The organism is Marinilabilia rubra, from assembly GCF_003121985.1.
GTDB lineage: Bacteria > Bacteroidota > Bacteroidia > Bacteroidales > Marinilabiliaceae > Marinilabilia > Marinilabilia rubra.
This window is the reverse complement of sequence record NZ_QEWP01000002.1, coordinates 364,645-385,840: the sequence shown is the minus strand read 5'-3', so window position 1 is coordinate 385,840 and position 21,196 is coordinate 364,645. Positions and strand designations below refer to the sequence as shown.

Genomic DNA, 21,196 nt, shown 5'->3' with positions numbered 1-21,196 from the left:
ATCTCTTTACTATGAGCTCTTAAAATCCACCATCTCTTTTCTGATACCTGTCCTCAACGATTTTTGTAATAAATACCTGCCCTGTCGGTTTTATTGAATACAACAGAGAACCCGGAGTAGCACAGGGGGAAGACATCTTTTTCATAATTGGAGTAAGATAATGCTAGAAATAGTCCCTGACAGGCTTCAGAAACCTGTCAGGGATAAAGCTAACATATCTCTTTACGGATAAAAAAAGCCGGTTTCGAAATCTTCGGAACCGGCTTTTTGGTTTTAAATTATTTGAGATATCACTTATCTGAGTTTTGCCCCCAGCTCCTTTTCAAAAACTCTTGTCAGGTTATTCATCGTCTTTTCAATCTGCTTATCTTTAAGTGTCTTTGCTGTGTCCTGAAGTGTGAAGGTTACAGCGTACGACTTTTTACCGGCACCCAGCTTTTCACCTTCAAACACGTCGAAGAGCGATACTTCCTTAAGAATTTTCTTTTCAGACTTAAACGCAAGGTCTTTGATTTGTTTGAACATTACATCCTTGTTGATTAGCAATGCAAGGTCACGTTTTACTTCAGGGAACTTGGAAAGCTCTTCAAAAGTAACCTCTTTTTGGGCAGATTGCTTAACAAGTGTTTTCCAGTTGATCTCGGCAAAGTAAACCGGTTCATCAATGTCAAAGTCTTTCAATAGTTTTGGGTGAATCATTCCCATGTAAAACAGCTCTGCTCCATTATTGGTTGCAAAAGTTAATCCTTCCGAAATCAGATCGTTTTCATTTGGTATTTCTTTGCAGTTGGCAGGGTTTATACCCAGTCGCTCAAGAATGTTAAAGGCCCATGCTTTTACATCGAAGAAAGAAACTTTTGAATCCGGATTATTCCAATCGCCTGATGTTTTGTTGCCGGTTGCAATTAAAGCAAGTTTTTCGTCTTCTTTGTATCCTGATACTTCTCCTGCCGGTTTATTGGGATTGAGTTTGTAGCAATTTCCAAATTCAAAAAGACGAATGTCAGAATTTTGTCTGTTTCTATTGTGACGTACTGCCTCAAGTGCACCAAATAGTAAAGTCTGACGCATTCCGTTAAGATCTGTACTCAGCGGATTGGCTAACTTCACAACTTCTGCTTCAGGAAAACTCTCTGAGCCTTCATAGTAAGCGGCTTTCGTCAATGAGTTGCTCATGATTTCATCAAAGCCGGCGCCAATAAGTTGTCCTGCAATTTTATTGCGTAGATCACCAATGTCAGGTTTTTCGGCATAAACAATGGTTGAATTCAATTTACCTGGTGCTTCAACATTGTTGTAACCGTAAACTCTCAGTATCTCTTCGATGACATCGGCTTCACGCTGAACGTCTACTCTGTATGGGGGAACTGCCAATTGCCATACATTTCCGGATGTTTCTGATAATATTTTAATGTCCAGTGCTTCCAGAATGGTTTTGATGCGATCGGGGGTAATACTTTTGCCAATTAATCGTTCAACATGCTTTAGGGAAAGCTCTACTTCAAAATCTTTTACCGGCTCTGGGTAGATGTCCATGATTTCTGATGAAATGGTTCCGCCTGCCAGTTCTTTAATGAGCAAAGCAGCTCTTTTTAAAGCATAAATGGTAATGTTTGGATCGGTACCTCTTTCAAAACGGAATGAAGCATCGGTATTGAGTGTATGTCTTCTGGCAGTTTTTCTTACAAAAACAGGGTTAAAACATGCACTTTCCAGAAATATTTTGGTGGTGCTTTCTTTTACCCCACTGTCAATGCCTCCAAAAACTCCGGCGATACACATTCCCTCTTCAGCATTGCAAATCATCAGGTCTTTTTCATTCAACTCGCGTTCTTTCTCATCCAGAGTTGTAAAAAGAGTACCTTGATCCAGGGTTTTTACCAAAATCTTGTCTCCCTTAATTTTGTCGCCATCAAAAGCATGCAATGGTTGTCCCATTTCGTGCAAGATGAAGTTGGTGATGTCTACCACATTGTTGATGGGCGTTTGTCCAATTGCCAGAAGTTTGTTTTTTAACCAGTCGGGCGACTCTTTTACTTCCAATCCGCTAATGGTAAGTCCACTATATCTTGTGCAAGCTTCGGGGGTTTCAACCTTAACGTCTACCGGCCAGTTGTTGTTATCACTCTTGAAGTCCTCAACGGATGGCCATTTCACTTTTATATTGGGATCATTTTGCTTAAGAAAAGCACCCAGATCTCTGGCAACCCCAATGTGTGAGGCTCCGTCAATTCTGTTGGGGGTAAGATCTATTTCTATAAGAATGTCAGATTCGATATTGAAATATTCCGAAGCTGGAGTGCCGATTTTGGTTTCAGGCTCCAACTCCATTATTCCATCGTGAGCGGTACCCAGACCAATTTCATCTTCAGCACAAATCATACCTCTGGAGACTTCACCTCGGATTTTGGCTTTTTTGATTTCAAATCCTTCCTCATCTGGATAGAGAGTTGTGCCAACTGTTGCCACAACTACTTTTTGTCCGGCTGCTACATTAGGTGCTCCGCAAACAATGGGCAGAGGTTCTTCCTCGCCAATATCTACAGTAGTTACACTAAGTTTATCTGCGTTTGGATGCTTCTCGCAAGTGAGCACTTCACCTACTATCAGTCCGCGAAGGCCTCCTTTTACAGTATCTACAGTCTCAACCGAGCCAACTTCCAATCCCAGATCAGTCAAAATTTTGGAGATTTCTTCTACGGGAAGATCAGTTTTGATATAATTTTTTAGCCAATTGTATGAGATGTTCATGAGTATGATGTGTTTTGCAATGTTATTTGCTTTGAGCTGTAAATTTTCAATTTTTTTGATGACTCAGGAATGCTTCATTAAATTTTTTTGCATGGTCAAATGAAAATTTACGACCAGCAAAAATAAATAAATATGTCTCAAACAACTAAAAAATGGGAGAATATCTTTTGGAAAGGTTCTGAGTGCAGGGTTTTTGGTTCAGGGAGTAAGATTTGATGTTCCGTGTCCTGTAATTAGAGTTCAGAATTATGGAATAACTCACAATCTCATAAAGGCTACAGCAATTCACTAATAACAATCCACTGTAAAGCTCTTAATTGTATTGTGAATTCCTCTTATTTCAATATCTTTGACATGCTCATGAGTATTTAGGGCAGTACTTATTTTGGGGCATAAAAAATTACATTTCAGATATGATAGAATTTGAAAAAAACCATCGACCATTAATATTGGTGACGAATGATGACGGAGTTGATGCAGGTGGAATTTCGGTTTTGACGGAAGTTGCGAAGGAGTTTGGAAATGTTGTTGTGGTTGCACCTGATGCAGCTCAATCTGGTATGTCAAATGCCATTACAGTAAAAGTGCCGCTAACTTTAAAAAAAGTTTCTGAGGACCATGGCCTTTTTGTATATAAAACCAACGGAACGCCCGTTGATTGTGTTAAATTGGCTTTTAATGCATTACTGCCACGAAAACCTGATCTTATTTTGTCAGGGATAAATCATGGGAGCAACAGTTCTTCTAGTGTTCATTACAGCGGAACTCTTGGAGGAGCAAGGGAAGGAGCCGTTAATGAGGTGCTTTCTATTGGTTTTTCATTGCTTGATTACAGGCATGATGCCAGATTTGATGCAGCTAAACCCTTTGTTAGACAAATTATCAACCAGGTTATTCAAAACAAGTTGCCCGATTATACATTTTTGAATGTCAATATACCCAAAGGGAATAGTCTTAAAGGGATTAAGGTTTGTCGACAGGCCCGTGGCAGATGGGTGGAGGAATTTGTTGAAAGAGAAGATCCCAGAAAACAAAAGTATTATTGGCTTACTGGTTTTTTTCAGAACCTTGAACCTAATTCCGAAGATACCGATGAGTATGTCCTGAAAAATAACTTTGTTTCAGTGGTTCCGTGTCGGGTAGACATAACGAATCATGAAGCCATTGATCAGTTGAAAGATCAATCGTATGAGATGGTTGCCAAGGTTATATTATAGACTGTGGAGTTTAATTATTATTGTTCTTTTTCATAGATTCTACAACTTTGAGGGTTCAAAACCAGGAATTTTTCTCATTCAGAAGTAGAGATGAATTAATCTTAGTATTTATGATAATAGTTCGTAAAGCTTCTTTGATGAATTTGTAGTACAGGTGCTTGTTGTTACTGGGTGTTGTTCGTTAAAAAAAAATATCAATCACATACGATTATATCTTAAATCTAATATCTATCCCGATGCATTCGGGACTAATGATCTATTGTTATGAACTGTTGGTGTAACAAGCAATTGATAGGCTTGATTATAGGATTAATCCTGCCCATTGCCTTTGGATATTTGTTATTTCAGGGAAGGTATGAAGGAAATCTGGATTTCTGGAATTTTGTACTCACAATGTTTAAATTGCAAAGCCTTGGAAAGTTGGTGAGCGTTAGTGTTTTACCAAATCTATTGGTGTTTTTCCTGGCTATTTGGACTGAAAGGCTACTGGCTGCGAGGGGTATCGTGATGGCAACGTTATTATATACGGTTGTAACCATTATTTTGTATTTTCTTAGATAGGGGTCATCTGATACAATTAACACCAGAAGTGATTGGAAGTAGAAAATTTTCTTTTTTCCATTACTGAATCTTTAAAAAATAACAATTTGTAACCTGATGAAGTATTACATTATTGCAGGCGAGGCCTCCGGAGATTTGCACGCCTCTAACTTAATGCGCGAATTAAAAAAGCTGGATAGCGAGGCTGAATTCCGTTATTGGGGAGGCGATTTAATGGCAGAGCAGGGGGGGACGCTCGTACGTCATTACCGCGACACTGCATATATGGGGCTTTGGGAGGTTTTAATTAATCTGAAGTCCATATTTAAGAACCTGGATGAATGTCGGGAGGATATTCTCAGATATCTTCCTGATGTGGTGATTCTAGTGGATTATCCCGGTTTTAATTTGCGTATTGCAAGGTTTGCCCACAATCATGGATTTCGCGTTTTTTATTACATATCACCCAAAATATGGGCATGGAATCAGGGACGTGTAAAACGCATTCAGAAGTGGGTGGATAAAATGTTTACCATTTTGCCATTTGAAACCGAATTCTTTGCCAAATACAACGTGCCGGTAGCTTATTCCGGAAATCCTCTCCTGGATGCCATTGATACCAGAAAATATAAGGATGAGCTGCGACAAACATTTTTGGAGCGTCACAGACTTCCCGACCGGCCGATTATAGCAGTTTTGGCAGGCAGCCGGTCACAGGAAATTGACCGTCTTTTGCCTGAGATGATGGCCATGACAGTTTCTTTTCCCGATCATCAGTTCTTAATTGCCGGAGCACCTTCTTTTTCAGCAGAAGATTATGAATCCTATCTTCCGGAAAATGGGAATGTGAAGGTAATATTTGAGGAGACTTATGCCATTCTGCAGCAGGCTCGTGCTGCGATGGTGACTTCAGGTACCGCTACTTTAGAGGCAGCTTTGTTGAATTGTCCACAAGTTGTTTGTTATAAAATGTGGGGCGGTGGCTTTACCCATTTTATGGCAAAGGAGGTCATTATTCAGGTCCCTTTCATTTCTTTGGTAAATCTGATTATGAACAGGGAGGTGGTGACAGAACTGTTCCAGAAAGAAATGAATACTGAAAACCTTAAAAGTGAGTTGCAAAAAATCCTGTTTGATGGTTCGGTGCGTCAGCATATGTTTGCTGATTATGAAGAATTACGTGAAATTATGGGTGGTCCCGGAAGCAGCCGTAAGACCGCTAATTTGATGTGGGAGAGTTTGCATGAGTAGGATTGATCCATTGACCCGATGAATGTTTTAATATGTAGTTTTTCCTGAATAGATAAATGTTGAATCCCGTTTTGAGGGGACAAACGATCCAGTTTATGATAGCTTTGTGGAAAAAGGAATTAATCACATTTTTTAGTTCACTCACCGGTGCATTAGTGATCGCTGTATTTCTTGTTTTAAATGGTCTCTTTCTCTGGTTCATTCCCGGAAATCTAAATATTCTTTACGGGGGGTATGCCAATCTGGATGGCTTGTTTTATTTGGCACCCTGGCTTTATCTGTTTCTTGTTCCGGCTGTTACCATGCGCTTGTTTGCCGATGAAAAGAAAACAGCAACCATAGAGTTGCTACTGACTCGTCCTTTAACCGATTTTCAGGTTGTGATGGGGAAATTCATGGCAGGATTTTCCCTTGTAATTCTGAGTTTGCTGCCTACCCTGATCTATTTTTACTCTGTGTCGCAATTGGCTCAACCCGTTGGAAGTGTAGATACAGGAGCAATTTGGGGCAGCTATATTGGTTTGGTTTTGCTGGCAGGAGCTTATGTTTCCATTGGTGTATTTACTTCCGCCATTACAGACAACCAGATTGTGGCTTTTGTTTTGGCAGCCTTGTTGGCTTTTGTTTTTTACAGTGGATTTGAAGCTCTGGCCTCTGTTCCATTGCTTTCCAATGCCGATTCTTTTTTAGTACAGGTGGGAATTGCTTCTCACTATGAGTCAATCAGCCGTGGCGTTGTCGATCTGCGGGATGTTTTTTACTTTGCAGGATTAATGGTTGTGTTTCTTGGGCTTAGCAGATTGGTTCTTAGTAGTCGCAAGTGGTAAGCGGGTTGCTGGACCAATAAACTCATCTAAATAGAATAGGAAAATTCAATATAATATTATGACTCCCAAGCATAAAAGAAATAAAGATGTTTTTCGTTTTCTTGCTTTGCTGATTGCCGTTTTTGTGGCTAATTACATGGTCTCATCATGGGTTTTCAGACTTGATCTTACTGCTGAAAAGCGCTTCACGCTGGCAGAAATCACCAAAGATTTTCTTTCCGGTATGGATAAACCGGTCATAGCAAAAGTTTATCTGGAAGGTGATTTGAATGTAGGGTTTGAGCGATTGTCCCGATCTGTTGAAGAAAAACTGAATGAATTTCAGGTGTATGCGGGAAATAAGCTTGACTATCAGTATTATGATCTCGCGGAAAACAGCAATGATGCCAAAAGAGCAAAAAAACATCTTCAGGAATTAGGTCTCGAGCCGGTCCCGGTCTTTGAGGTTAATGAAGACGGGTCACGCAAAAGGACACTGGTTTATCCCTTTATATTGTTTCAAAGTGGCGATAAGAAGCTTGCTGTGAATCTTTTGGAAAATATGCCAGGACGTTCGGGTGCTGAAAACCTGAATGCTTCGATTGAGGGACTGGAATATAAGTTCTCAGATGCCTTGCGTCGCTTGTTAATGAAAGAAAAAAGAAAAATCGCCTTTTTGGAAGGACATGGAGAGTTGGATGAGCTGGAAGTTATTGACATAACAGATGCCCTCTCACGCTACTACCAGGTTGACAGAGGCAATCCGGGCAATAACCCTGAGATGCTTCAACCATACGAAGCATTAATAATTGCGAGTCCTCAGGAAGAATTTACAGAACCGGAAAAATTTTCCATTGATCAGTATATTATGAATGGAGGTCGCGTATTGTGGATGGTTGAAGCTATCAAGGCTTCACTCGATAGTTTGCGAAATACGATGCAGACTGTAGGCTTGCCAATGGAAATAAACTTAAATGATCAGTTGTTCCGGTACGGATTTCGTATAAATCCTACACTTGTTCAGGATGTTCAGGCCGGAGTTATTCCTGTAAATGTGGCTCCTCCCGGGGAGTCTTCAAGATTTGTTCCCATGCCCTGGATTTTTAACCCATTGTTAAATACCAATAGTCAACATCCTGTTACACGTAATGTTAATATGGTTAAAGGAGAGTTCGTCAGTAGCGTAGATACGGTAGGGGCTGATCTTCAAACAACGGTTACGCCTCTTTTACGTACCAGCAGACATTCCCGGGAGATGCATAGTCCTGTTTTTATTTCTCTGGCACATGTGCAGGAGCAACCCAGGCGCGAAAATTTCCCGGAATCTTATATATCTGTCGCCTATGCTTCGGAGGGGGTTTTTCCCTCCGTCTTTAAGAACCGACCTGTGCCGCCCGAAGTTAGTTTTTCGATAGATAAAAGGCGAAATGAAAGCGTTCCCACCAGAATGATTGTTGTTGGAGATGGTGATATTATAAGAAATGGTGTACGAAGAAGTGAAACAGGAAACCCGCGCATCATCCCTCTTGGATTTGATGAAGCAACTAATCAGATCTATGGAAATAAAGACTTTATTTTGAATGCCATCAATTACCTTACAGATGATGAGGGCTGGATGGATTTAAGAACCAGAAACTACCAGCTACGAATGCTTGACAGGGACAAAGTAGCCAATGAGAGCGGGAAGTGGAAAGCTTTAAATCTTGGAATTCCATTACTGATAGTTCTTCTTATTGGGATCACTGTACCGTTTCTGAGAAGAAGACGTTTTGGTAAAATATGAATTTTTTGAACTGTCCGAATGCTTTTTTAAAGCTTCAAATTTTCGTATATTCGGCACTCATTTTCCGACTAATTAATTATATTTGGTAAAAACTATAAAAAATAGAAAACAATGAAGTTTGTTGTCTCCAGTTCAGGGCTTTTGTCCCATTTACAGGCCATTAGCCGGGCCATTGCTTCAAAAAGCCCCATGCCCATTCTAGATAATTTTTTGTTCAGTCTTGAAGGGCAAAAGCTTACCATAACTGCTTCAGATACAGAAGTGACTATGATCACTACTCTTGATCTTGAAACAACCGAGGGAGAGGGAGTGATAGCGATGCCTTCAAGAATATTATTGGAGACTTTGAAGAAATTTCCGGAGCAGCCCCTGAATTTTGAGATCGATGAAGAGACTTTGGCTGTGGATATTGTGACGGAAAAGGGTAAGTTTAGTGTTGTTGGTCAAAACGGTGAGGATTTTCCGGCATTGCCTCAAATTGATGAAGATAAAGCCAGTAATGTTCAGTTGTCTGCCGACACATTGCTTACAGGCATTGTGAAAACTTTGTTTGCCACAGCTGAAGATGAGCTTCGTCCTGTTATGAACGGAATTCTTTTTGAATTTACCCCGGATAATATGACGTTTGTGGCTTCTGATTCACATAAATTGGTTCGCTATCAGCGCCTGGATGTGAAAACAGACTATGAAGCTTCGTTTATCCTTCCCAAAAAACCTGCAAGTCTTCTGAAAAATGTTTTGCCTAAGGAAGATGGTGAAGTAGCCGTTTCATTTGATGATCAGAATGCTTATTTCACAATGCAGAATTACCAGCTAGTCTGTCGTCTGGTAGAAGGTAATTACCCAAGTTATAATGCAGTTATTCCTCAAGACAATCCTAATAAAGTGATTGTAGACCGTGTTGATTTGTTCAACACTCTCGGGCGTGTTTCATTGTTTGCCAGTCAGGCCAGTAACCTGGTTAAATTGCACCTTTCAAACAATGAAATGGTTGTCTCTGCTCAGGATATTGACTTTTCTATTTCTGCCCATGAAAAACTCAGTTGTCAGTATGATGGCGATGAAATGGAGATTGGATTCAAGTCTGGTTTTCTGGCAGATATCCTTGATAATATTTCCTCTTCAGATATTGTAGTAGAGTTATCAGATCCGGCAAGAGCGGGAATATTTGTTCCACACGATAAATCAGAGAATGAAGATGAATTGATGTTATTGATGCCGATGATGATTAATGCTTAAGAAAAGAATAATTAAAATATATTGAAAAAGAGCGTCTGTTGATACAGTCGCTTTTTTTGTTTATAATTAATGACAATACTTCATTGAGTTTTTGCAAGACTTTCAAATTTAGATGTTTGTTCCGGCAGTGTTTGTTGTAGTAAAAGGTTTGTTTCCAATACTAAATGATTTATCTTTCATCTAACTCAGGATTTGTGATTTTTGTATTTCATTTTTTTAACTCAGAATTATCAGTTGTTTGATTGTCGGGCAAACATTCCCTTCACCCATCCTTCTGACTTCCGCTCTCAGAGTCCTGTCTGTTGATTACTAAGAGCTATGAATCTATCGATCAGGCAGGCTTTTTGTCCTGCCCCTTAAGTGGAATAAACAAGATTAGTCTAAATGTCCCGCATGAAAATGATATTTTCCGGACTTTTTGATTCCTGTCAAAAATTTCGGACACTATTTGGGGTTCGTTTTTATGCCGTGAAGACCTGATAATTAATTAATGGGGTATAACTAAAAAAGCCTGCAAAAGCAGGCTTTAAAAACAGGACAATTAATAGAACTGGATAAATTGAACCAGATAGCCATCGTTATGGCATTTTTTTAATTTTATCTCCTTCAGGGCTGTCTTGTTTTTTTACGGTTATTAAGTGAGAAGTTTTTTGAATAAATATGGTCACCTGCACAATTAAATATGCAGGTGAACTTTTGTGCTTAATTAAAAGGTATCGTAGGCTGATTCTCCATGCTCATAAACATCCAATCCTTCTTCTTCTATCTTTTTCTCCACTCTTAAGCCATTGGTTGCCTTAATAATGGCGAATAAAATAAGACCTGCGATAAATGACCAGGCGGCAATTGCCAATACTCCTATGGCCTGGATTCCCAAAAGACCTAAACCTCCGCCATAAAGTAATCCGCCATCTATAGCAAATACTCCAACGAGTAAAGTTCCCAATGCACCGCAAACACCATGTACTGAAATAGCTCCCACTGGGTCATCAACTTTAAGTTTCTGGTCAATGAATTCAACAGAAAAGACCAAAACAACCCCTGCTATTGCACCAATGACTAACGCACCTAGTGGTGATACTGCTGCAGTACCTGCAGTTATGGCCACCAGACCTGCCAAAGCTCCGTTTAATGAAAGCGACAAGGTAGGGCGTTTGTAGCGGATCCATGAGACAAACATTGCCATGATTGCACCTGCTGCTGCCGATAGATTGGTTGTTAAAGCAATTCTTGCAATGGCACTTGTACTTTCTCCGGTTGCAGCCAGTTCAGATCCGGCATTAAAACCAAACCATCCGAACCACAAGATGAAAACCCCCAATGCTCCAAAACCGATGTTGTGGCCGGGAATTGCTTTAGCTTTGCCATCTTTGTCATATTTACCAATACGTGGACCAATAATTATTGCTCCGGCAAGTCCTACCCATGCTCCAACTGAATGCACAATAGTGGAACCGGCAAAGTCGATGAATCCTAGCTCACTTAGCCATCCGCCACCCCATGTCCAGTGACCGGAGACAGGATAAATGATGAGTGTAATAACAATTGTAAATATCAGGTAGGCACTAAATTTGGTTCGTTCAGCCATAGCCCCTGAAACGATGGTGGCAGCTGTCGCTGCAAATACCGTTTGAAACATTAAATCGGCATAATCTGAATACCCTGCTGCGTAACTGTCGGTTTCCGGGCTAAATGCAAAAAGGCTGAAGTCTCCAATGAATGCATTACCTGTGCCATACATAATAGAGTAGCCAATTAACCAGTAAAAGAACGATCCTGATGAAAAATCCATAAGGTTTTTCATTAGAATATTGGCGGTATTTTTGGCTCGTGTAAACCCTGATTCAACCATGGCAAAGCCAGGCTGCATGAACATTACCAGCACGGTAGCCAGTAATAACCATATTGTGTTTATTGATATATCTAGTCCTATTGCAGCTTCTGCAACTTCCGGAACTTTTGCAACTGTTTCTTCCATAATTTAATTATTAGTTGAGTTTGACTCTATACGTTGTTTTCTTCCAAAAATACCGACACATCTCCATGTTCACCTGTGCGTATGCGGAATCCATCAGAGATTTCTGAAACGAATATTTTACCATCGCCAATTTCTCCCGTTTTGGCTGAACTGAGGAGGGCTTTAATCGCCGGCTCAAGGTATTGTTCCCGACAAATAAAGTTTATCATAACTCTTTCGATGGTGCTGGTGTCGTACATTACACCGCGATAAACTCTTTTTTGAGAATCTTTTCCCACGCCGCGTACATTCCAGAAGGTAATAAATTCGATTCCAGCTTCTTTTAAAGCCTCTTTTACTTCATCGAATTTTGTTTTACGTATAATGGCTTCAACTTTTTTCATCTGTCTTATTTTTAGGTTGTTGACTTTTGGAAATACAGGAGCCAGGTTGTGTACCTGAACTCCGGTATTAATAATATGTCTTAAAGGTTTAGAATGATACTCCTACAACCATGAAGAGGCTTTCGCTTTCCGGGTTGAGGATAACAGAACCTGAAAGAGGAAGTGAGAAGTAGTCCGTGATTTTAATTTCTTTGGATGCACTTACACCAACATTCACTACTCCAAAGTCACCATCAGTAGTATAAACTTCGTCTCCTGCGCCAATAAAGGCATTTACAAGACCAAAGTCATAACCTGCTTCAACGTAAAGTGACTTGTCATCAGCTCCGGCGAAGAATTTTCCTGCCAACAGGCTGAATTTGTCTAAAGTCAATGTACCACTGATCTCCATTGAATGGTTAGCGTCAAAATCGAAGTAATCATCTGACATGTCATCCATGGGGAAATAGTAGTCAGTAAGGGTTAATCCGAAAACTTCACCAAAGGAATATCCGGCGTAAAGGTCGGCTTCCTGAGCTCCCGGCATATTGGTAGTGTAAGCACCCCATGCACCAAGAACAAAATCTCCGGCACTCATTTCAAGGTAAGGTTGAATACTTGGGGAACCTCCAAAGTCAGTACCCCTCCATACATAGCGGCTCATGAAATCTGCACCTACACTTACATCTACCTGTGCAGACGATTTAAAGCTGCTTGTAAACAGACCCATCAGGGTCATTACCAAAAATAGTTTTCCAAAGTTTCTCATAGCGGTTAGCTTTTAAAAAAATGGTTAATAAAAAAATAGTTTAAAATTAGACCCTTCAAAAAGGGGGTAGTTGGTTTGATATTTGGTTTGTTTTGGTTTTGACCCCCATTTTTTCGTATGTCTTCGATGCAAATATATGTACTTTTGAAGTTACACCCTAATTCTAATGGGGGTAAAATTAAAATTTTTGCATTTTTTATGAATTGACCCCTCTTTTTTGGAGGTTAGATTCTGTTTTTTTGTTTTATTTTTGAATAAAGGGTATGTTGTAGGGGGGGCTTTAGATAGAATGTGATTTTGGTATAGATCGCTTTCGTTGACAAAGGGGTGGGGCTGATTGATCTGTTAAAGGAGGTATACGGAGGTAGAGGCAATATCCGGATAAGCCATGAGTCTGCACAACCAATTAGCAGAATTCAATTGTCCAGTTAATTATTGTGAGTGAATCCCTAAATTGGATTTGTGGATAATACCAAATAGGGAGGCTTTGCGTGTGGTTTGCTTACCTGGAAAGAAGTATAAAATAGCTAACCAATTGTGAAGCAAAAGAAAAAGAGATGCACGAATGGTAACTCATAAAACGCCCGGCAAAATTTTATTATTATATTACAATCAAACAATGAAAGGAAAAAAAATCATTAATTGAATGGTCAATTGCTTTTATTCCTTACATTTGATTATGTGAACAATCCTATTTTAAAAAGAATGAACATGAAAAAAATAGAACTTGGTAAAGGTCTCGATAGCTTAATTTTTGGTATGACCCGTGATGAATTTAAAAAAATAATGGGTGACCCGGATGAAGTGGAAACAATGGAAAATGAAGAAATGCCAGAGGATTTATCTGAAGCCTGGCATTACGATGAAGTTGAATTGTCAGCTTCATTCGATAAGTTGGAAGATTGGAGACTGACCTCGCTTGCTGTAAGTTCAAATGAATACTCCTTTGAGGGAATTGATTTGATTGGACTGAGTCAGCAAGAGGTGATGGATCAGTTGGAAATAATGGGGCTGGGAGATGTCTCTATTGAAGAAGTATCTGATGATGAAGAAAACAGCCAGCAAATAGCAACCCTTCTGGATGTTAGTCTCAATCTGTGGTTTGACAATGGTGTGCTTTCCGAAATTCAATGGGGACCTTATTGGGACGAGGATGAAGAAGAATTCATCTGGCCTGAAGAATAACTGTTGCTAAACCTTCAAATTTTTTTGACTAAAAATTATCGTGTTAGAATGCCTTTATTTATTTTTGACACGTTGTTGGATTTTTTTTTAGCAGTTATGGGAAAGAATATATTAAAAGTTGATCCGGTAGCTTTAGGCTTTGAAGACATTGATTTGCAAAAAGAGGATTTCATTGAAGAAAACGACTTTGAGTGGGATCAAAATGATTTGGAAGGTGCAGATCTGGAAAAGGTTTTAAATGAACCTGTCGGGAGAGATCAGGAAATAAGTTTAGATAGATATTTAGAGGATGATGATATTTAAACTGATTAATGATTTATTAATCAGGCTAATTTGAATGTTATTTAAGCATAAAAAAGCCAGTCGGAGAATTCTCTGACCGGCTTTTTTTTTATTAGTTAACATTGACGTTTTGTTTAATCTTCAACCTTAGAAAGCGTTCTGTTAATCTTTTTTATAATGGATTCAATGGGCTGCTCGGGTTCAATTACGTTGTAATCACCCCAGAAGTCGGGATCTGAAAAACCTGAAACTTCATCTTCCATGATGGCGTTTATTTTTAGTCTGTCAGAGCCTCTGAAAGGCTTGTCTTCAGTTACGTCCCAATCTGTTACTGCCATTTCAAGAGTTGTGTGGTAATTGGTGTTAAAGAGTTTTCTTCTCCATTTTACCCTGAAAGAGGCTTGGCCACGGCTGTAACCAAAGTACCATTTACCGTCTTCATTTTGTCGGTAATTGACAATATAAGAAGCTTCGGTGGGGAAAACCCTGGCTCCAAATGGTTTTTTGCGAATAAACATTCTGGCTACCTCGTCTCTGTCTTCGGTATTCATGTTGAATATAGCCCTTGTAACCGCCAGGTTTTGGGTGTCAATGTACAATTTTCCATAGAATAAAGGAATTCTCACATTTGGCTTCTGTTCAAAACTTAGTATGTAGATCGTGCGGTCTTCAATGCGGGTGATGTTGCTGATTTTAAAATTGTAATAATCAATCATTTCATGATCGAAAAGTAAATAAGGATCCTTCATTATGTCCAGCATAGTAGCGGTATAAGGTCCACCTTGCAGTTTGAAGGCCAAAGTATCCAGTTTGTCATAATCCGTACTTTTCCGGCCAATCTCAAGCTTAACACGGTCTTCCCTTGGGTTTTCGTAGGAGTGTTTGTAAACTTCAACAACTGCTTCAGAAAGTGATACATAAGACCAGCCTTTTTTGATTGTTTCACGATAAAAAGCTGTCATTTTGGTAGGTTCAGTCAGATAATTCTCATCCCTTCTGTTGAGAACTGCCCTGATAAGCAAGTTAGGATCTGAAGGAAATACCGATACTTCAACCAATGGTACTGTAATCATCTTTAATTCCACAGTATGACGTCCATTCCTGAAAGCTGATACCGGAACGTATTGTTTCTCATATCCAATAAAGGAAATTCGAATTTTCTCATTGGTCATGTCCTTTGGAACTTTTAAAGAAAAGTTTCCTTTTGAATTGCTCACGGTGGCTATGTTGCTGCCTTCGATGGCAACGGTGGCAAATGCGAGAGGGTCTCCATTGTCCTGGTCTTCAACAGAACCACGCAGTAATACATAATTTAAAGTGTCAATCTGCTGCTCTTCTTCTTCTGGCGAAATGGCAAAAGCAGGTGAGGCGGTCGTTAGCATGGCAAAAATGGCAACCATGCTAAGAACCATTGTCCGGAGGTTTAATTTATTGGTTTTCATGGCATCTTTTTTTGTTGTTCAAAAAAACTTAAGAAGGATGCTATTCAAATCGATGTTGACAGCGAATGAATTTCGTTTTTTTCATCCTTTCATAATAAAGACACCAAATGAGAAAAATACCCTTATTGAAGTTGAAATATTTTTCTAGTGTGATATTTATTAAATTGGGTTACTTGAATTTTATGTGATTTTTTTTTTTATGCAAGGCGGGGTTTGCTAAGCATAGCCTTAGCTATGGTTAAAAGCCCCAACGAAGCAGAAAGGAAAAAAGCGCCTGAAATTAGTGAATGAATTTAGTAATTGTCACACTAGTAATTTCTTTTCAAAGGTTTAAGCAAATACTCCAGCCCATTCAGTTTTATTTCATACATGGTTCCCAGGAGCATTCCTAATTTGCCTTTGGGGAATCCCTTTTGTGACATCCATACCAGGTAGGGCTCGGGGATGTCGCAGATTTTTAATCCTTTATATCGGCCATATGGCATTCGGGTTGTAACCAACTCAGTAAGTATGGCGGAATTGAAAAAGGGATTATCAGACATTCGTTAGATAGTTTGTGAAAAATCAGGTTAAAAAAATACCCGGTAATATTAAGAAACTGTTTAAGTTTTATCCTTGTGGATGTTTTCTGGCCTTGAGCTCTTATACTTCGTCAAAATTTCCTTAAATAGCGTTGCTATTCATGTCAATTTTGATTTGTCTAAGAATTCAATTCTTCAAAAACATCTTCCAAAAACAAAATTTAAACAGTTTCTAAGACAATACTCCGTTAAACTTTTATAAAAATCTAAAGATCAAGCTCCTGCGAGGGAATGGGTTTTCGTCTTAAAGCCCATATTATCAGCGTTATATGATTTATCTTAAATCTTATATCTAAAAGTCTAACGATCTATTGTAAAAAATACCGGGCAAAAATAAATATTTAATTCGAGCCAAATGGTTTTAAAAATCATTGGGGTGAGGTCCGATACGCCCATCACAGTCCAATTGGTCAATGCGCGCCATGTCTTCATCAGAAATTTCAAAGTCAAATATATTGGCATTGGCCTCAATTCTCTCTTTGTGAACACTCTTTGGAATAGTGACTACCCCTTTTTGAAGATCCCATCGGATGACAATTTGGGCAATGGATTTTTTGTATTTTTCAGATAGTTCACGAAATAGATCTATTTCAAATACTTTACCCTGCATCAAAGGACTCCATGCTTCATACTGGATCTTGTTCTTTTTGCAAAAATCAACCAGGTCCTGCTGCCTCAAATGGGGGTGGAATTCCACCTGATTTATCATGGGGGGCACTTTGGCCGACTCCATAAGATCTTCAAGATGGTGCTGCATAAAATTACTGACGCCAATGGCCCTGATTCTTCCTTCTTCATACAGGTCTTCCAGGGCCTTCCATGTTTCTTGATACTTCCCTTTTACCGGCCAATGTACCAGATAAAGATCAAGGTAATCTGTCCGCAGTTTCTCCAAAGATGCATTAAAAGCATCGATGGTGGAGTCGTAACCCTGATCAGAATTCCAGACTTTGGTGGTGATGAAAATTTTCTTTCTCGGAAGAGAATGGGAGTGAATGGCTTTACCCAAACCGTCTTCGTTCCTGTAAAAAGCGGCGGTGTCAATGTGCCTGTATCCATAGTCAAGAGCGGCATGAACGGCCTCTTCTATCTGGTCATTTGGCGTTTGGAATACACCCAGTCCCAAATATGGCATCTGAACGCCATTTGAAAGTTCTACTGTTCCTTTTAAGTTGTTAATCTTCATGTTATTTCTAGGTAAAAAATAATAGTTTGATTTGTTTCCGGATGCATGGTTAGAACTACATCACCTTAAGCCTTTCCGGTTGTAAGTCCTTAACCCATTTGTTTACGATGTATTGATTCTTCTCCATCCACTGATGAATGCCATTAAGAGGATCAGTGGCCATTTTTACCTGATCAATAAGGGAATTAAACTGCTGATCGGTCAGTTGCATACGGCGAAATAGCTCAGTTGCATGCGGGTGTTCTTTTATACTGGCTTTATTGCCAACGGCATAAATGTGTTCACCTTTTGGGAAAATCTGATCCGGATCCTCAAGGAAACGAACTTCGTGCCTGCTGAAAATCCAGTGTGGTTCCCAGCCTGTTACAACAACTTCTTTTCTTCTGCGGATGCTGTCTACCATCTGAAAAGTCATCTGATCGTCTGATCCTGAAATTAGTTTGTTTGAAAGTCCGTAATGGGCAATGGCTTCCCTTGTACTGGTCATTATTCCTGCTCCCTTATCAATGCCAATAATGTTAAGATTGGTGCCTTTAAGATCGGAAATGCTTTTAAGGGAGCTGTACTCTGGCACCACCATTCCCGTTTGAGGATTACGGAAAATAGTGCTGATGCTGTCAATCGAGCCTTGATGTTTTTTAAAATACTTCTCGTGTGTGTACGGAAGCCAGGCATCGGCAAAAAAATCGGCCTGACGGTTTGCTAATTCATTGTAAACGGATTCTACATCGGTGAGTTTTAATTCCACTTTGTAACCCATCTTTTCTTGAAGCACCGCACTTGCCAGCATGGTGATGGCAACACTCTCTGTCCAGTCGGTGTAATTTAACTTAACCACTCTCTTTTCTTCCTCATCCGTCGATTGAGAGAAATTGCAGGCATTAATAAATGCCATCAAAATGGCTGGTATCATTAATAGTACTATGGGGTTATTTGATTTCATGGTTTTAATATTTTGTGTTCCACATAGGGATTAATATGATCGAAACCGTGTTTTTCGCAATATGCTTTAATCAAAAATATTTTCAAGAATACCCGTTGAAAGTTTCTTGTCTTTTACGATTAATACCGGCAGTGTTTTGCCTCCTCCGGCAAGCTTTTCGGAGGTGTTGTCCAAAATGACGTGGGTGAGGCCGGATTTCATTTTGGAACCTACCAGAATTAAATCGGCCTGATTCTCAATAGCTGCATGGTAAAGTACCTGGGCCTCGTTGTTTTCTTTGGCCAGACTGTACTTGCAGGGGAATTGTTCCTCAGAAACATTCAGCTTTTTGAGTACCTTTTGATATTCCTTCTTCCCGTGCCGGGTCATTTGTTCAATCAATTTCTTTTCCTGCTTTTCGGTTTGTTGAGGGAAGTAACTCAATGGTAGCTTGAAAACATTGTGACAAGTAACTTTGGCCCCGGTATGTGATTGGATGACCCGGGCCATTTTAAGAGCTTCAACCGAAATTTTGGAGAAATCCATTCTTACCCAGATATGGCCAATGGAATAGGGGGCTGTTTCCGTTATAAGTAACACCGAAGATGGTGTTAGGCTGGTCACCTTGCGGGTAATCCCGCCTTCACCTGTATAACCGATCTTTTTCCCCATGAGGGTAAGGTCTATTTTTTGGTTTTTGGAATAATGGACAATGGTCTCGGTGGTTAGGCCTTGTTTTACAACAATGGAAAAGTTGACTTTAGCAGAAAAAGAGTTATTGACTTTTTCCTCCAGTTCTTCTCTTATGATTTGATCAACAGGTTCATTGAAACCCGGGAAGGATGCCCTGACTTCATCCGGAATGTCCATTGGATGCATGACATGCATAAAAGTGACTTCGGAGGGAGAAAAGGTATCCACAATGAAATTAGCGTAGCGGATTAGGAAATCATCCATTTCGGATAAATCCAAACAGACAAGTATATTATTGAATCGGCTTTTCATGTTTGAAAGTTTAAAGTGGTAAAAGGATTATTGGTCTTTTTTCCTGTTATTATCAGATGAAGGGGCGCTTGTCTTTGCATGTCTTGCAGCTTCTCTTTTACGTACCAGGTCTGCAATAACCTTCTGATAGTTTTCACGTTCTTTCTGCTTCTTCACCGATTGCAGAGCTCCGTGCTCTTCTTTCAGACCTTTGAGAAGACTAAACATGAGGATTATTAAAATTGCTGCAAAAGGCAGCCCTGTAATGATAGCGGCCGTTTGTAATGCACCGAGACCTCCTCCAAGTAGCAATACTGCCGCAACAGCACCTTCTGTGAGTGCCCAGAAGATGCGCTGTGGAACCGGAGCATCAAGCTTACCTCCGGCAGTCAGACTGTCAACCACCAGCGATCCGGAATCGGATGAGGTGATAAAGAAGCTGGTAACCAGCAACACCCCAACCAAGCTGGTGATGGAAGAGATCGGATATTCTTCCAATAAGATATAAAGGGAAGTGGCGACATTCTCTTTTACGGCTGTGGCAATATCTGCCAGGGAATTTAATTCCAGGAAGATGGCACTGCCACCAAAAGCGGATAACCATAGGAAAGTCAATAGCGTGGGTACAATTAAAACACCCAATACAAACTCCCTGAGGGTGCGGCCCCGCGAAATACGGGCAATAAACATCCCAACAAATGGGGACCAGCTGATCCACCAGGCCCAATAGAAAACAGTCCAGCTGTTTTGCCAGTCAGATTGCTGGTAGGTTTCGGTCCAAAGGCTGATTTCAAAAAAGCTTTGAATGTAATACCCCAGGTTCTGTGTAAACGAATCGAGAATGAACAAAGTAGGACCGACAGCAATAATAAATAATAGAAAAATGGCGGCCAGAACGATGTTGATTTCACTTAATCTTTTCACTCCGGCATCTAAGCCCGCAATAACAGAGGCTGTAGCTCCTAATGTGATAACAGTAATCAGAATAACCTGAATGGTTACGTTATCGGGTAAATTGATAAGGTGAGCCAGCCCGGCACTTACCTGCTGGACCCCCAAGCCGAGAGAAGTAGCCAACCCAAAAAGTGTGGCCACTACAGCCATTACATTAATGGCTTTTCCTGCAGGTCCGTTAACCCTCTCACCCAGGAGCGGATAAAAAATGGAGCTGATGGTAAGCGGTAATTTCTTATTAAAAGTAAAAAAGGCGAGTGACATACCCACCAGGGCATAAATTCCCCATGCATGAAGGCCCCAGTGCAAAAAGCTGGTTTGCATGGCATGCTTGGCAGCCTCTACCGTGCGAGGATCTCCATTCGGAGGATTTACAAAGTGACTGATGGGTTCCCCCACACTCCAGAATAGGATACCAATACCCATTCCTGCACTGAATAGCATGGCAAACCAGCCCCCTTTCGAGAATTCAGGTTTGGCATGGGTGCCTCCCAATCTGATATTACCATATTTACTAAAAGCAATAAACAGGATGAAAAACAGGAACATGTTTACAGACAGGATAAAAAACCATCCTCCATTGTCAGAAATGCTTGTCTGAATGGAGGAGAAGATTTTGTTCATGGGCGCCCCTATGGCAAGGGTAACTACTATAAAGGCAATTATAAGAACGGCCGACGGCCAGAATACGGGCCCATCGACATCGAAATACTTTTTTTTGCTCACAAGGTGTTCTTCTCCCTCGTGAACGGAGTGGGATTGCTTTTGATCGTCCATATATTAGTTTTTCGAGTTTTGAATAAGCGATTGTTTCTAAATCTTGATTTAATGTGAATCCATGCGTTCAGCAGGGAATACCTGCAATAACCAACTCTCTTTAGTGCCCGTCTATAAAGTCGGGATAGTGTATTTGTTGTCACGTGCCTGGTCAGTAAGTTCCAGTTGCAAAGCCTGCCACGGTTTT

18 protein-coding genes are annotated in these 21,196 nt (G+C 40.1%); 8 read left to right on the top strand and 10 right to left on the bottom strand.

The window, feature by feature from the left end; translation table 11 throughout:
* Positions 1–294 precede the first annotated feature (294 nt).
* Entirely contained in the window at positions 295–2,751 is a 2,457-nt protein-coding gene (gene pheT / locus DDZ16_RS04365; protein ID WP_109263205.1) for a phenylalanine--tRNA ligase subunit beta, read from the bottom strand.
* 413 nt (positions 2,752–3,164) lie between these two features.
* Here pheT and surE point away from each other — a divergent pair, with 413 nt between their 5' ends.
* From surE to dnaN, 6 genes are all read left to right on the top strand, one after another.
* A complete protein-coding gene (gene surE, locus DDZ16_RS04360) occupies positions 3,165–3,968 on the top strand; it encodes a 5'/3'-nucleotidase SurE (protein ID WP_109263204.1) in 804 nt (267 codons plus the stop codon).
* Between the two features lie 264 nt (positions 3,969–4,232).
* Positions 4,233–4,529, top strand: a complete 297-nt coding sequence (locus tag DDZ16_RS04355; protein WP_109263203.1) for a hypothetical protein — start codon at positions 4,233–4,235, stop codon at positions 4,527–4,529.
* Positions 4,530–4,625: 96 nt separating this feature from the next.
* On the top strand, positions 4,626–5,759 hold the full coding sequence (gene lpxB, locus DDZ16_RS04350; protein ID WP_109263202.1) for a lipid-A-disaccharide synthase: 1,134 nt from the start codon (positions 4,626–4,628) through the stop codon (positions 5,757–5,759).
* 95 nt (positions 5,760–5,854) lie between these two features.
* Positions 5,855–6,586: a gliding motility-associated ABC transporter permease subunit GldF gene (gene gldF, locus DDZ16_RS04345; RefSeq protein WP_109263201.1), complete on the top strand. Its 732-nt coding sequence runs from the start codon at positions 5,855–5,857 to the stop codon at positions 6,584–6,586.
* 58 nt (positions 6,587–6,644) lie between these two features.
* Positions 6,645–8,348 (top strand): gliding motility-associated ABC transporter substrate-binding protein GldG, encoded by a 1,704-nt coding sequence (gene gldG, locus DDZ16_RS04340; RefSeq protein ID WP_109263200.1) that lies wholly within the window; start codon positions 6,645–6,647, stop codon positions 8,346–8,348.
* 111 nt (positions 8,349–8,459) lie between these two features.
* Positions 8,460–9,587 (top strand): DNA polymerase III subunit beta, encoded by a 1,128-nt coding sequence (gene dnaN / locus DDZ16_RS04335; protein WP_109263199.1) that lies wholly within the window; start codon positions 8,460–8,462, stop codon positions 9,585–9,587.
* Between the two features lie 706 nt (positions 9,588–10,293).
* Here dnaN and DDZ16_RS04330 read toward each other — a convergent pair.
* From DDZ16_RS04330 to DDZ16_RS04320, 3 genes are all read right to left on the bottom strand, one after another.
* The gene (locus DDZ16_RS04330; protein ID WP_109263198.1) at positions 10,294–11,565 is read right to left on the bottom strand and encodes an ammonium transporter; all 1,272 of its coding nucleotides are present in this window, start codon (positions 11,563–11,565) and stop codon (positions 10,294–10,296) included.
* A gap of 26 nt (positions 11,566–11,591) precedes the next feature.
* A complete protein-coding gene (locus DDZ16_RS04325) occupies positions 11,592–11,948 on the bottom strand; it encodes a P-II family nitrogen regulator (protein WP_109263197.1) in 357 nt (118 codons plus the stop codon).
* An 88-nt stretch (positions 11,949–12,036) separates the two neighbouring features.
* Positions 12,037–12,696, bottom strand: a complete 660-nt coding sequence (locus DDZ16_RS04320) for a TorF family putative porin (RefSeq protein WP_109263196.1) — start codon at positions 12,694–12,696, stop codon at positions 12,037–12,039.
* A 711-nt stretch (positions 12,697–13,407) separates the two neighbouring features.
* On the opposite strand from DDZ16_RS04320, the gene DDZ16_RS04315 reads away from it, so the two are divergent.
* Together DDZ16_RS04315 and DDZ16_RS04310 are read left to right on the top strand one after the other, a co-directional pair.
* Positions 13,408–13,881 (top strand): hypothetical protein, encoded by a 474-nt coding sequence (locus tag DDZ16_RS04315; RefSeq protein WP_109263275.1) that lies wholly within the window; start codon positions 13,408–13,410, stop codon positions 13,879–13,881.
* A gap of 24 nt (positions 13,882–13,905) precedes the next feature.
* A complete protein-coding gene (locus tag DDZ16_RS04310; RefSeq protein WP_146192194.1) occupies positions 13,906–14,184 on the top strand; it encodes a hypothetical protein in 279 nt (92 codons plus the stop codon).
* Positions 14,185–14,297: 113 nt separating this feature from the next.
* Here the strand turns inward: DDZ16_RS04310 and DDZ16_RS04305 are convergent, their stop codons facing one another.
* The 6 genes from DDZ16_RS04305 to DDZ16_RS04280 form a co-directional block, all read right to left on the bottom strand.
* Complete coding sequence (locus DDZ16_RS04305) at positions 14,298–15,605, bottom strand: carboxypeptidase-like regulatory domain-containing protein (protein WP_109263194.1); 1,308 nt, start codon at positions 15,603–15,605, stop codon at positions 14,298–14,300.
* Positions 15,606–15,913: 308 nt separating this feature from the next.
* Entirely contained in the window at positions 15,914–16,147 is a 234-nt protein-coding gene (locus DDZ16_RS04300; protein WP_109263193.1) for a DUF3820 family protein, read from the bottom strand.
* Between the two features lie 400 nt (positions 16,148–16,547).
* Positions 16,548–17,372, bottom strand: a complete 825-nt coding sequence (locus DDZ16_RS04295) for an aldo/keto reductase (RefSeq protein ID WP_109263192.1) — start codon at positions 17,370–17,372, stop codon at positions 16,548–16,550.
* Between the two features lie 55 nt (positions 17,373–17,427).
* On the bottom strand, positions 17,428–18,315 hold the full coding sequence (locus DDZ16_RS04290; RefSeq protein WP_109263191.1) for a glycine betaine ABC transporter substrate-binding protein: 888 nt from the start codon (positions 18,313–18,315) through the stop codon (positions 17,428–17,430).
* Between the two features lie 66 nt (positions 18,316–18,381).
* On the bottom strand, positions 18,382–19,299 hold the full coding sequence (locus tag DDZ16_RS04285) for a universal stress protein (protein WP_109263190.1): 918 nt from the start codon (positions 19,297–19,299) through the stop codon (positions 18,382–18,384).
* A gap of 27 nt (positions 19,300–19,326) precedes the next feature.
* Positions 19,327–21,009 (bottom strand): BCCT family transporter, encoded by a 1,683-nt coding sequence (locus DDZ16_RS04280; protein ID WP_109263189.1) that lies wholly within the window; start codon positions 21,007–21,009, stop codon positions 19,327–19,329.
* Positions 21,010–21,196: the final 187 nt, after the last annotated feature.